This is a genomic window from Clavibacter tessellarius, assembly GCF_001618005.1.
Lineage (GTDB): Bacteria > Actinomycetota > Actinomycetes > Actinomycetales > Microbacteriaceae > Clavibacter > Clavibacter tessellarius_A.
On the sequence record NZ_LQXA01000004.1, the window covers coordinates 45,800 to 59,176 of the forward strand.

Annotated in this window: 7 protein-coding genes; 4 read left to right on the top strand and 3 right to left on the bottom strand. The window is 75.0% G+C overall.

From position 1 onward, the window contains the following. Positions 1-77 precede the first annotated feature (77 nt). The 3 genes from AWH51_RS00840 to AWH51_RS00850 form a co-directional block, all read right to left on the bottom strand. The gene (locus tag AWH51_RS00840) at positions 78-1,184 is read right to left on the bottom strand and encodes an acyltransferase family protein (protein WP_081234740.1); all 1,107 of its coding nucleotides are present in this window, start codon (positions 1,182-1,184) and stop codon (positions 78-80) included. 10 nt (positions 1,185-1,194) lie between these two features. Next, positions 1,195-1,677 (bottom strand): adenylyltransferase/cytidyltransferase family protein, encoded by a 483-nt coding sequence (locus AWH51_RS00845; RefSeq protein WP_063070249.1) that lies wholly within the window; start codon positions 1,675-1,677, stop codon positions 1,195-1,197. Positions 1,678-1,910: 233 nt separating this feature from the next. After that, positions 1,911-4,424, bottom strand: a complete 2,514-nt coding sequence (locus AWH51_RS00850) for a right-handed parallel beta-helix repeat-containing protein (protein WP_063070250.1) — start codon at positions 4,422-4,424, stop codon at positions 1,911-1,913. A gap of 744 nt (positions 4,425-5,168) precedes the next feature. Here AWH51_RS00850 and AWH51_RS00855 point away from each other — a divergent pair. The 4 genes from AWH51_RS00855 to AWH51_RS00870 all read left to right on the top strand — a co-directional run bounded on the left by AWH51_RS00855 (position 5,169) and on the right by AWH51_RS00870 (position 13,347). Beyond that, positions 5,169-6,650, top strand: a complete 1,482-nt coding sequence (locus AWH51_RS00855; protein ID WP_063070251.1) for a hypothetical protein — start codon at positions 5,169-5,171, stop codon at positions 6,648-6,650. Beyond that, complete coding sequence (locus AWH51_RS00860; protein WP_063070252.1) at positions 6,631-7,287, top strand: hypothetical protein; 657 nt, start codon at positions 6,631-6,633, stop codon at positions 7,285-7,287. Before AWH51_RS00855 ends, AWH51_RS00860 begins: the two co-directional genes overlap by 20 nt. 151 nt (positions 7,288-7,438) lie before the next feature. Further along, entirely contained in the window at positions 7,439-12,160 is a 4,722-nt protein-coding gene (locus AWH51_RS00865) for a PKD domain-containing protein (RefSeq protein ID WP_063070253.1), read from the top strand. Positions 12,161-12,288: 128 nt separating this feature from the next. After that, positions 12,289-13,347, top strand: a complete 1,059-nt coding sequence (locus tag AWH51_RS00870) for a hypothetical protein (protein ID WP_063070257.1) — start codon at positions 12,289-12,291, stop codon at positions 13,345-13,347. Positions 13,348-13,377: the final 30 nt, after the last annotated feature.

The window sequence follows — 13,377 nt, forward strand, 5'->3', positions numbered from 1 at the left end:
CCGCGGCGGGCCCCCGGCCACGGGCTCTGCGGCCACGGCGGCGGGCTGATCAGCGGCCGATCGACCGGCGGCGCCGATCAGCGCCGCGCAGCCCCCGCGTCGACCCGCGCGCCCTCTCTGGCGGCCAGCCGCGCCTTGAACCGCGCATCCAGCGGCGCGCTCACGAAGCGGTGGCTGAGGACGGACGCGAGCACGGTCGCCGGGATGGCGATCCACGCGACGGAGGCGGGCGTGCCCCCGGTGATCGCCGTCAGGTACTGCAGCAGCGGGTAGTGCCACAGGTACAGCTCGTAGCTGATGGCGCCGACCGCCACGAGGGGCGACCAGGAGAGAGCGCGGGTGACGCGCCCGCCGCCCTCGACCAGCGCGGCGAGCAGGAGGACGGATCCGAGCGCCGCCAGGGCGAGGCCGGGGCCGGCCTTGGGGGTCACGCCGCCGACCACGACGGCGGCGGCGAGCGCGGCGATGCCGGACGGCGCCACCAGCGCGTGCCGGGCGGCGGCCGCCCATGCCGACCGGGTCAGCGCCAGCACGCAGCCGATCGCGAGGCCGCCCGCGCTCGCGAGCGGGTTGACGCTGGAGATCCCGGTCCCGGGCAGGCTGCCGACGACGATCGACGCCAGGGCGAGCGCCGTGAGCACGCCCACCGCGATCCGCGGCGACCGCCGGGCGCCCGCGAACGCGAGCAGGAACACGACGGGCCACACGAGGTAGAACTGCTCCTCGAGCGCGAGCGTCCACGTGTGGGCCCAGCCCTGCACGCCGCTCCCGGTGACGGTCGCGTAGAGGTTCATCAGGTAGAGCGCCGACAGGCCGGACGCCTTCGCGTAGCCCACGACGCCGGATACGGCGATGCCGAGGGGCGCGAGCACGAGCAGCGCGGTGAGCAGCGGCGGGTACAGCCGCAGCGCCCGGCGCAGCGAGAAGCGCACGAGGTCGATGCGCCCGGTGCGGGCGTGCTCGCGCAGGAGGAGGGACGTGATGAGGAACCCGGACAGCACGAAGAAGACGTGCACGCCGATCCAGCCGCCGGTCTCCACCGGGGGCGTGACGTGGTGGACGATCACCAGCGCGACCGCGATGCCGCGCAGGCCGTCGAGCTGCGGCATGTAGGCCATCGACGGCGATGCCGCGGGCGCGGCGCCGGGCACTGCGCCGGCCGTCGGGGGAGTCGTGCGCGTCATCGGCCCGGGATCACGGCGTGGCGAGCGCGGGCGCGGCGGCCGGCACGGCGAGCGGGGCCGCCGCGGGGGCGCCCATGCCGCTGAGGATGTCGAGCGCGCGCCGGAGCCGGGTGCTGGAGGTGTGCATCGTGTACGGGAAGTAGACGACCTCCACGCCCACCGCGGCGAACTCCGCCTCGAGGCGCTCGCCCTTCGCGGTGCCGCGCCAGTCGTCGCCCTTGAAGAAGACGTCGAAGCCGACCTCGCGCCAGGTGTCGAGCTTGTCGGGCAGCGTCTCCGCGCGGGCCTGGTCGACGTAGCTGATGTGGCTCACGATCTCCAGGCGCTCGGCGAGCGGCACCACGGGCGTGATGCCCTTGGTGCGCTCGAGCATCTCGTCGGAGACGACGCCCGCGATGAGGAGGTCGCACTGGCTCTTCGCGTGCTTGAGGATGTTGAGGTGGCCGACGTGGAACAGGTCGAAAGCTCCAGCGGCGTAGCCGATTCGGGTCATGGCTCGTCGTTCTTCCGGGTGGACCGCGACCGGGCGCGGGTACGCGCGGATGCGGGATCGGGTGCAGCCCGGAGCGGGTACGCCGGGCGGAGGCCGACCCGCTCGCGCGACGCGGGTACGTCGGCCGCCCTGGGTGGGGGCGGCGTGGAGCGGGTGGATCTGACCCCGAGCATAGGTCGCGGGCTCCCGCCGGGGGAAGCGGGAGCCCGCGAACGGGGGGGGGGTGGGGCGGCCTAGAAGATGCCGACCCGCTTGACGCCCGTCGCCTGCCCGAGGAGCGAGGCGATCGCCGACGGGAGCGCGACCGCGAGGGACGCCGCCTGGCCGAGGTACGCGGACATGCCCGACACCGTGGTGGCGCCGGTCGTCTGCGTGTTCCGCCAGCCGCTGCCCTTCGCGGCCGCGAGCGCGGCGGGCGTCTCGTAGCGCACGAGGGTCCTGTTGTCGCCCTGGCCCCACGCGACCATGGCCGGATCGGTCGTCGCCACGCGCTTCGCGAACAGGTTGCCCGTGATCGTCAGGTTCCACCGGTCCACGGCGATGCCCGTCTTCTTGTCGAGGGCGTAGATGAGGAAGTTGCCGCCCGTCGCGAAGACGTTGTTGCTGATCTGGATGTTGCGCGTCAGCCACGGCACGGTGGGGTCGATCGCGGGACGGCGCGGATCCTGCCCCTCGAAGGACGCGACCGACTGGCGCCGCTCGTCCTGGAGCAGCGTCATGCCGAACTTCGAGTTGCCGCCGAGCGTGTTGTTGAAGATCCTCACGTTGCCGGTGTCGAAGACGTTGATGCCCGTCTGGCCGCCCGTGGTGCTGTTGCCGGCGATGACCGCGGTGTCGGAGAGCTCGAGCTGGATGCCCGTGTACTCGTTGTCGTTCGACGTGTTGCCCGTGACGGTGATGTCGTAGCAGGACTCGTCGAACCAGATCCCGCTGCCGTTGTTGCGGCTGGTGTCGCTGTCGCGGACGGTGACGTCGCGCGAGCGGCCGATCTTGATGCCGCCGGAGACGGGCGCCGCCTTGAAGCGCTCGGAGTTGTTGCCCGTGATGACGCTGTCCTCGACGACCATCCCGTAGGCGTACGCGGCGCTGATGCCGAGCATGCCGCTGCGCTGCACCGTGACGCGGGAGAGCAGGGCGCCGTCGTTGCCGATGGTGATGCCGGTCATGGCGTTGTCCTGCACGACCAGGTCGCGGACGGTCGCGCGCACGTTGTCGAAGCGGATCGTGCCGCGGTCCTCGTAGGCGGTCGCGTAGCGGCGCACGCCGAAGCCCCGGAGCGTCGTGCCGGCCGACTGGACCTGCAGCGCCTGCCGGAGGTCGCTCGCGCGCACCTCCTTGCCGGTCGGGTCCGTGCCGATGCGGAGGGTCTTCGCCGCGGTGTCGACGTGGAAGGTGCCGGGCACGACCTGGGACGCGGACGCCACCTGGCGCAGCTGCGTGCCGCCCACGAACACCTGGTCGAGGCGGGCCGCGAGCGGCGCCTCCGGCCGGACGAAGCGCGGGTTGTCGCGGATGCCGGCGATGGTCGTCGGGTGCTTCGGCGTGTAGCCCGACACGACCCAGGAGCTGCCGCTCTTCGCGAAGCCGGAGAACGTGCGGGATCCGTCGAGCCAGACGGCCTCGCGCGGGTACGCCTGGATGGTGAGCTGCTTCGCGTAGGGCACCACGACGGCCTCGTGGTAGGTGCCGCCGCGGAGCACGATCGTCTGGCCCGAGCGTGCCTTCCCGACCGCCGCGACGATCGTCCGGAGCGGTGCGCCCTGCGTGCCCGCGGCCCCGTCGTCCCCGGAGCCGCTGCTCACGAAGAGCGCACCGGACGGCACCGGGTAGGCGGCGGAGCCGACGGCGGCCGAGCCGCGCGCGCCGGTCGCGGGGACGGCGACGGGCGTCGACGGCGTGGGCGTCGGGGCGGGAGACGGCGCGGCCGATGCGGTGGGCGTCGGGGTCGGGCTCGGCGCGGGCGTCGCCGTGGATCCGGCGGGGACGCGCGAGAGGTCGTCGAACGCGACCGTCGTGGTGCGGCTGTTGCTGCCGGATGCGTAGGACCACACGCCCGTGGCGCCGGCCTTCGCGATGCGGGCGCTCGAGGCGTCGGTCGCGGTCGCCTGCCAGTCGGGCTCGTCCGTGCCGGCGACCCACGCCTTCGCCGCGAGGGCGACGGGCGCGGTGCCGGTGGCGCGCACGCGCACGTTCACGTCCGTCCCGGCCTCCGCGGTGCCGGCCGCGACGACGCTGCCGAGCGCGGTGGACGCCCCGCTCGACGCCGTGCGGGAGAGGCTCACGCGGAGGGCGCCGGACCGGCCGAGCTCCACCTTGCCGCGGTAGGAGCTGCCGTCGGCCTGGCGGCGGATCTCGACCGCCTGGTACAGGCCGAGCGGCGTCGTGCCGACGAGGGCGACGGTCGCTCCGGCGGTGCCGTCGAGCATCGCGGTGCCGGCGGACCAGGCGCCCGCGGACGTGCCCGCCGGGATCCCGGCGATGCGGGCGCGGCCGCCGTCGACGGAGAAGGCGGCGCCGGCCGGGCCGTACGACGTGTACGCGCCGCCCGTCTCGGCGGTGCCCCAGCCGCCCGTGCTCTGGCGGCTGAAGGAGTCGCTCGTCGCGGCGGCGACGGCCGGTGCGGTCTCGGACGCGACGACGGCGCCGAGCGCGACCGCGACGACGGTGGCGGCGGCGGCGATGCCGCGCAGCCGGCGACGCGGCGCGCGGTCCCGCGGGGCGCGGGGGAGGGGGGTGGAGGCGGTCATGACGTTCTTCCTCTGCTTCGGAAAGCGGGGACCCGCCGGCGAGCCGGCAGGCGTGGGGGATGAGCGGGCGCGGCCGACCGGATGGTCGGGGCCCGTGGTGGCCCGAGACGGGCGATCGCCCGCGCAGGCGTCCCGGGCCCTCCCGGGTGCGCGGCGCGGAGCGGATCGGTCATCCGCGTCCGGCGGGTGGCGACGCGATGTGCAGGACACTACGTCCGCGTCGGGGCGCGATCGGGGTCGCCCGGTGCCGATCAGTACCGGGCGCGCGCATCACCAGTAGGGCGGTGGCGCCAGCAGCCCGAGGAGGCCGCGCGGTGCGGGGGCGGGCAGGGGGACGGGGGACTCGGCCAGGGGGATCAAGAGGTCCTCGGGTGTCATCGCGACCGACCCCGTCCGCGCGGGAGCGCGGAGGATCAGACGGCAGGCGGGCAACGGGCGCCCGGTCGGGGGACCGGTCGCCGCTCGCACCGGACGACGGGAGGACCGCGACGGATCCGCGTGCCGCGGGCCGCTCGCCGGCCCTTCGGGACCCGCGCCTGGTGATGACCCGACTCTATACGGATGGGCGCTACCACAGAAGGCTCTCCGGCATCTCGTCTTGTGCACACCCAGTGCGGGGGGTGCCTGACCCCAGAGCGGGGGACGGCGGATCCGGCTCCCGTCCCGCGTCGCTCCCGCATGGTGGACACGGCCGTCCGCCGACCTATCCTGTGAGCTGGACCAGCGCCCAGAAGGACGGTACCCGTGGTCTCCTCTCCCCGCCGGTCGACCCCGGCACGACGTCGTCGACCCGCGCCCCGCGGCTCGGCCGAGGCCGCCGTCGGCGCGCCCGGCACCACCCTCGCGCCGGATGCGCCGCATCCGGCGTCCACCGCTGCGGCGTCGGCTGCCGCGCCGTCCGCCGCGCCGTCCACCGCCTCGGCCGCCGCGGCGCATCCGCTGCTCCGCGCGCTCGCCGCGGTCACGATCGTCGCCCTGGCGCTCCGGATCCCCCTCCAGCAGGGCCTCGAGGTCGGCCACGTGCTCGCCGTCGTGCTGGCGCCGCTCTGGATCCCGCGCCTCGCCCGGTACCGCGGCGCCGTGGTCGTCGCCGGCGCGATCGTGCTCGCCGTCGGCGCGGGCCTCTGGCTCACCGAGGCGTCCCGCGGCGACCACGTGGTCTCCCGCACCGAGACCACCTACGTGACCGTCATGGTGCTGGGCCTGCTGGCCGGGATCGGCGTGCTGCTCTGGGCGCGGACGCTCATGCGGGACGCGACCGTCGCGGTGTGGTTCGGCGTCGGCATGCTCGCCGGGGTGAACCCCTCCTCCACCCTCTTCTCCAGCAACCCCTGGAAGTTCGGCCTGACCGTGCCCGTGACCGTCCTCGTCCTCGCCCTGGCCTGGCGGTGGGGCAGCCGACGCGCCGCCGCGGTGGCGCTCGTCGTGCTCGTCGTGCTCGCGGGCCTCAACGACGCGCGGTCCGAGCTGGCGATCCTGCTCCTCGTGCTGCTCGTCGTGCTGTGGGAGATGCGGCCGTCGATGCCCGGCCGCCGGGGGAGCGTCGCGCTGACGCTGCTCGGCCTGGGCGGGCTCGCGCTCGTCGTCTCCCAGGCGGGGCAGGCCCTGATCCTCGAGGGCTACCTCGGCGAGGCCACCCGGCAGCGGACCGAGGCGCAGCTCGACGAGTCGGGGTCCGTGATCACGGGCGGGCGCCCCGAGGTCGGCGCGTTCGTCGCGCTCCTGCGCGCGCACCCGTGGGGCTTCGGCTCCGGCACGTTCCCGACCTCCACGGAGCTCGGCATCGCCAAGACGGGCATGGCCGCGCTCGGCTACGACCCGGACAACGGCTACGTCGAGGACTACCTCTTCGGCGAGGGGTTCGAGCTGCACTCCCTCGTGGGCGACCTCTGGACGCGCTTCGGCCTGATCGGGATCGCGCTCTCGGTCGTCATCCTCGTCGTCGTCCTCACGGGCGCGGCCCGGTCGGTGGCGCACCGGGCGGGCGCGGCGGTGCTCGTGTACGTCGCCGTGAAGACCCTCTGGAACCTGCCGTTCAGCCCGCTGTACAGCAGCATCCCGCTCCTCGTGCTCGCCGTCGGGCTGTGCCTGATCCCGCGCGCGGCCGACCCCGCGACCGCCCGCGGCGAGCCGTCCGGAGCGGACCCCGCCCGCCCCCGCACCCGCACCCGCACCCGCCCCCGCACCCGACCAGCACGGAGCCCGCATGGACCGCTCGACGCCTGACGACACCGCGACCACCGACGCCGCGACCGCCGCGACCGCCTCGACCACCGCGACCGGACGCCGCCGGCGCCTCGTGATCCTCGTGGTCGCGGCCGTCGTGGTCGCGGTCCTCGTCGTCGCCGCCGTCCTCGCCTCCCGCGGCGGGGCCGACGGCGGCACGGGGCCGGGCGGCGCCGACCTCGACGCGCCTGCTCCCGTCACGTCGCAGGATCCGGCCGACGGCCAGGCGCCGCCCGCCGAGGCGCCCGCGGTGGGCCTCGACGCGACCGCCCAGCCCGTGCCCGGCGTCGACGTGTCCATCGACGAGCTGCGGGCCGTCGAGGGCGTCGCCGACGGCGCGGGCGAGATCGCCGGCCCCGCCCTGTCCTTCGTCGTCACCGTCGCGAACGGCACCGACGCGCCCGTCTCCCTCGCCGCCGCGGTGGTCACCGTCGCCTCCGGCGCGGACCTCCTCCCGGCAGACCCGCTCCGCACCGGCAGCACGCCGCTGCCCGCCGAGGTCCCGGCCGGCGGGACCGCCACGGCGACCTACGTGTTCACCGTCCCGGTCGAGCGCCGCGACGACGTGCGCATCGCCTACGACCACCGCGCGGGCACCCCCGCCGTGGTCTTCTCCGGACAGGCGCCGCGGCCCTGATCCGCCGCCGGTCCCCGTCCCCGCGGGGCCGGCGCAGGCCACCCCCGCACTGGGGGATCCGGCCGGATCGACCGTGAAAGTAGGATCCGGTCAGCGCACCGGCAACCCGAAAGGCCGGCGCGCGTCACCCGAACCCGAATGAGGCCTCACCATGGGCATTACCCTGCCCGCGCGCCTGCGTCCGCTCGCGCTCGCCACCGCCGTCGCCGTCCTGGCATCGGCCTTCGTGGGCGTCCAGCCCGCCGTGGCGGACACCGTCCCCGTCGAATCCGCCACGCCCACCACCGTCTCCGCGGACGCCCTGCCCACCGTGCAGATCGACGGCGTGGTCTGGACCCAGGAGGTGGTGGGCGACACCGTCTTCGTGGGCGGCAGCTTCGCCACCGCCCAGCCGGCCGGAGCCGCGCCCGGCGTGGGCACCGTCCCGCGCTCCAACCTCCTCGCCTACGACATCCGCACGGGCGCGCTCATCACCTCCTTCGCGCCGGTCGTCAACGGCCAGGTCAAGGCCATCGAGGCGTCGCCGGACGGGAAGCGCATCTACATCGGCGGCACGTTCACCTCCGTCAACGGCGTGAACAAGTACCGCGTGGCGGCCCTGGACCCGGTCACCGGCCAGGTCATCGGCTCCTTCACGGCGGGCACCAACGCCTCGGTGAGCACCATCGTCGCGACGGCGTCGACCGTCTACATCGGCGGGGCCTTCTCCTCGATCGGCAAGAGCGTCCGCTCGCGCATCGCGGCCGTGAACGCCTCGAACGGCGTGGAGACGGCGTTCGCGCCCACGACGTCGGACGGGACGGTGACCTCGATGGTCATCTCGCCCGACGGCCAGAAGCTCGTCCTCGGCGGCAGCTTCACGAGCCTCAACGGCTCGAGCGACCCGGGCTACGGCCTGGGCGCGGTCAGCACCGCCACGGGCCGGAACCTGCCGTGGGGGATCAACTCCCTCGTGCGCAACGCCGGCAAGGACGCGGCGATCACGAGCCTCACCAGCGACTCCGACAGCGTCTACGGCACGGGCTACACGTACGGCAAGACCGGCAACCTCGAGGGCGCCTTCCGCGCCGACTGGGCCACCGGCACCACCACGTGGGTCGAGGACTGCCACGGCGACACGCACTCCGCCGTGCCGTTCGGCGACACCGTCTACGTCGCGGGCCACCCGCACTACTGCGGCAACGTCGGCGGCTTCGGCCAGACCGAGCCGACCTGGACCTTCTACCGCGGCCTCGCGTTCTCGAAGGCCGTCACGGGGACGCTGACGCGCGACCCCATGGGGTACCACAACTTCGAGGGCACCCCGGCCCCGACGCTGCTCGACTGGTACCCCGACTTCAACGTCGGCACGGTCACCGGCCAGAGCCAGGGACCGTGGAGCGTCGCCGCTGGCGACGGCTACCTCTCCTACGCGGGCGAGTTCACGCAGGTGAACGGCAAGCGCCAGCAGGGCATCGTGCGCTTCGCCGTGAAGGACAGGGCTCCGAACACGCAGGGGCCGGTCGACGCCGGCGCCCTCTTCAAGCCCACCGTGACGAGCTTCGAGCCCGGCACCGCGCGCGTCACGTGGCCGGCCAACGCCGACCGCGACAACCGCCGGCTCACGTACGCCGTCTACCGCGACGGCAACACGACCACGCCCGTGTACACGACCACGCAGGACTCGCGCCCGTGGGACCGCCCGGCGATGGGCTTCGTCGACCGCGGCCTCACGGCGGGCACGACGTACACGTACCGGATCCGCGCCACCGACCCGCTCGGCAACACCGTCCTCGGCGACACCGCGCCGGTCACCGTGACGGGCGTCGACCCGGGCGGCTACGTCGACGCCGTGCGCGCCGACGGGGCCTCCGGCTTCTGGCGCCTCGGCGAGCCGTCGGGCCCGACCGTCTACGACTGGGCCGGCTTCGCCGACCAGGTGGCGGGCGCCGGCGTCAGCCGCGGCGCGCCGGGGGCCGTCGTCGGCGACCCGACGACGTCCTCGACGTTCAGCGGCACCGACGCGGGGCTCTCGGCCACGCAGCAGCTGATCCCCGCGCCGCAGACCTTCTCCGTGGAGGCGTGGATCAAGACCACGACCACCGCGGGCGGGAAGATCGTCGGCTTCGGCGACAGGAGCACGGGCACCTCGAGCAACTACGACCGCCACCTCTACATGGACGGCAGCGGCTACGTGACGTTCGGCGTGTACCCCGGCACCGAGCGGAAGCTGAGGTCCAGCACGGCGCTCAACGACGGGAAGTGGCACCAGCTGGTCGGCACGCTCGGCTCCGGCGGCATGCAGCTCTTCGTCGACGGCGTCCGCGCGGGCTACCGCGCCGACACGACCGGCGGGCAGGACTACCGGGGCTTCTGGCGCATCGGCGGCGACAACTCGTGGAGCGGCGGCCCGTGGTTCGCGGGCGAGATCGACGAGGTCGCGGTGTACCCGACCGCGCTCGACCGGAGCCGCGTGGACGCGCACTACGTCGCCTCGGGCCGCGCGTCCACCCTGCCGCAGGCGCCCGCCGACTCGTACGGCAGCCGCGTGTTCCAGGACGACGCCGACTCCTTCTGGCGCCTCGACGAGAAGGGGGGCACCACCGTGGCCGCCGACGCGAGCACCACGGCGAGCCCGGCCGCCTACGTGGGCGGCGTGACGCAGGGCGTGCCCGGCGTGCTCACGACCGCGGGCAGCGCGGCCGCGCGCTTCGACGGCCAGTCGGGGATGGTGTCCGGCACGCGCCGCGTCTCCGACCCGCAGGTGTACTCGCTCGAGCTCTGGTTCAGCTCGACGACGAACCGGGGCGGCAAGCTCATCGGCTTCGGCGACAACCCGAACGGCCTGTCCAACAACTACGACCGGCACGTGTTCCTCCGCGACGACGGCCGGATCACCTTCGGCACGTGGACGGGCCAGGAGAACACGGTCACCACGCCGGGCTCCTACACCGACGGACGCTGGCACCAGGTGGTGGCGACGCAGTCGGGCGAGGGCCTGAAGCTCTACGTCGACGGCGCCCTCATCGGCACCCATCCGCAGACGCAGGCGCAGGGCTACGACGGCTTCTGGAAGCTCGGCGGCGACCCGACCTGGGGATCCTCCAGCCCCTACGTGCAGGCGACCATCGACGAGGCGGCCGTGTACACGACCGCGCTCTCGGCGAGCACCGTCGCCCAGCACTACGCGCTCGGCCAGGGCACCGCGCCCAACCAGGCGCCGACGGCCGCGTTCGACGCGGAGCCGACGGACCTGCAGGTGGCGGTGGACGCGTCCGCGTCGGCCGACGCCGACGGCACGGTGGCCTCCTACGCCTGGGACTTCGGCGACGGCGGCACGGCGACCGGCGCGAAGGCGACGCACGCCTACGCCCTGGCCGGCACCTACCCGGTGCGCCTCACGGTGACGGATGACGAGGGCGCCACGGCGGTCAAGACCGCCGACGTCACGGTCGTCGCCCCGCGCGCGAACCAGGCGCCGACGGCCGCCTTCACCTCCACGATGGACGCCCTCGCGCTCGCCGTCGACGGGCGGGCGTCCGCCGACGCGGACGGGCGCATCGCCTCCCACGCCTGGGCGTTCGGCGACGGATCCACCGCCACGGGCGCCGAGGCGCGTCATACCTACGCCGCGGCGGGGACCTACCCGGTCACCCTCACGGTCACGGACGACGAGGGCCTCACGGGCGTCAGCACGACGTCGGTGACGGTGACCGCCGCGCCCCCCGCGAACCAGGCGCCCACCGCCTCGTTCACGAGCCGCGTCACGGACCTGTCCGTCGCGGTGGACGGGACGGCGTCCGCGGACGCCGACGGCCGGGTCGCCTCCTACGCCTGGCAGTTCGGCGACGGCGCGACGGCGACCGGCGCCACGGCGACGCACGCCTACGCCGCGGCGGGCACCTACCAGGTGCGCCTCACGGTCACGGACGGCGAGGGGTCCACGGCGACGAGCCTGCAGAGCGTCACGGCGACGGCCCCCGTGGTCGTCGACGGGCCTCCGACGGCGTCCTTCACGAGCGCGGTGACCGGATCCGCGGTCGCGGTCGACGCCTCCGCGTCCTCCGACGCCGAGGGCCCGATCGCCTCGTACGCCTGGCAGTTCGGCGACGGCACCTCGGCCGCCGGCCGCACTGCCAGCCGCGTCTACGCCGCCCCCGGCACCTACACGGTGACGCTGACGGTCACGGACTCCGCGGGCGCCACGGCGACCTCGACCGGCACCGTGACGATCGCCGCGGCGCCCGTCGCCGCCCCGCTCGCCCGCGACGCGTTCACGCGCAGCGCGACGAACGGCTGGGGCACGGCGGACGTGGGCGGGGCGTGGACCCGCTGGGGCCTCGCGTCCTACCTGAGCGTCAAGGACGGCGCCGCGAGGATCGCGCTGCCGAGCACCGGCGTGCAGGGCGGCGGGACGCTCCAGGGCGTGAGGTCGACCGACACCGACCTGCGGACGACCTTCTCGCTCGACAAGGCGGCCACCGGCGGCGGCACGTACCTCTACGCGACCGGGCGCCGGGTGGCGGACGACAACGAGTACCGCGCGCTGGTGCGCATGAAGAGCACGGGCACGGTCGCCGTGTCGCTGCTCGCGTACCGGAACTCGTCGTCGAGCACGGTCATCGCGCCCGAGGTGCAGGTGCCCGGCACCGTCGCCCCGGGGACCGCGGTGAGCGTGCGCCTGCAGGTGACGGGCACGTCGCCCACCACGATCGCGGCCAAGGTCTGGATCGCGGGGACGCCCGAGCCCGCCGCGTGGACGGTGCGGGCCACCGACTCCACCGCGAGCCTGCAGGCGCCCGGCGGCGTGGGCCTCGTCGGCTACATCTCGGGCAGCGCCACGAACGCGCCGCAGACCATCTCGGTCACCGAGTTCAGCGCGTTCCGACCCTGATGCGCGCGCGGCGGGGTCGGCCGGATGCGGCCGGCCCGGCCTCGCGCGTCCCCTCCCCTCGCGCGTCCCCGCCCCTCGGCGGCACCCGCCTCCCGCACCGCCGCCCGCCCATCGACCTGGAGCACCACGTGAGCCGCCGACCCGATCCGACCGCCCCGTCCCGGCGCGCCCGCGCCCTCGTGGTGCAGCAGTCCTTCCCCACGCCCCGGCCCACCACGAACCCGTACCTCGTGATGCTCGCCGAGAGCATCGCCCGCCAGCCCGGCGTCGCGGTCCGCACCTTCTCCTGGACGAGCGCGCTGCTGCGGCCCTACGACGTGCTGCACGTGCACTGGCCCGAGATCCTGGTCTCCGGGCACGGGCCGCTCAAGCGGCTCGTGCGGCAGGGCCTCACGGTCGCGCTCGTCGCGCGGCTCGCGATCACGCGCACGCCGCTCGTGCGGACGCTGCACAACCTCGAGCTGCCCGACGGGATCTCCCGCCGGGAGCGCGCGCTGCTGCGGCTGATGGAGCGGCGGACGACCCTCTGGATCCACCTCAACGAGGACACCCCGGAGCGCGCCGACCGTCCGCACGAGACCATCGTCCACGGCCACTACCGGGACTGGTTCCGCCACCACCCGCGACCCGACGTCGTGCCCGGCCGCATCGGCTACTTCGGCCTCATCCGCCGCTACAAGGGCGTCGACCGGCTGCTCGCGGCGTTCCGCGGCATGCCCCGGGACGCGTCGCTGCGCGTGGGCGGCCGCCCGTCGTCGCCGGAGCTCGCCGCCTCGCTCGAGGGCCTCGCGGCGGCCGACGACCGCGTCCGGCTCGACCTCCGCTTCCTCGCGGACGCCGAGGTGGTCGAGCTCGTCGGCGCCTCCGAGCTCGTGGTGCTGCCCTACCGGGAGATGCACAACTCCGGCGGCGCCCTCACGACCCTGAGCCTCGACCGGCCCGTGCTGATGCCCGCCAACCGCGTGAACGCGCGCCTCGCCGCGGAGGTCGGGCCCGGCTGGGTGCACGCCTACGAGGGCGAGCTCGAGGCCGCGGACGTGGCCGCGGCGCTGGATGCCGTGCGCGCGCTCGCGCCCGGCGCACGGCCCGACCTGTCCCGCCGCGAGTGGCCGGAGGCGGGCGCCCGGCACGTCGCCGCGTACCGGCGCGCGGTCGCGATCGTCGCGGGCCGCCGGGCCTGTGGCTGACCGGGGGAGGGGCGGCGGCGGATGCGGCGG

Excerpts from the sequence above, each read along its gene's own strand:
- AWH51_RS00860 (WP_063070252.1), top strand. The coding sequence starts at position 6,631 with ATGGACCGCTCGACGCCTGACGACACCGCGACCACCGACGCCGCGACC.
- AWH51_RS00840 (WP_081234740.1), bottom strand. The coding sequence starts at position 1,184 with ATGACGCGCACGACTCCCCCGACGGCCGGCGCAGTGCCCGGCGCCGCG.
- AWH51_RS00865 (WP_063070253.1), top strand. The coding sequence starts at position 7,439 with ATGGGCATTACCCTGCCCGCGCGCCTGCGTCCGCTCGCGCTCGCCACC.
- AWH51_RS00850 (WP_063070250.1), bottom strand. The coding sequence starts at position 4,424 with ATGACCGCCTCCACCCCCCTCCCCCGCGCCCCGCGGGACCGCGCGCCG.
- AWH51_RS00845 (WP_063070249.1), bottom strand. The coding sequence starts at position 1,677 with ATGACCCGAATCGGCTACGCCGCTGGAGCTTTCGACCTGTTCCACGTC.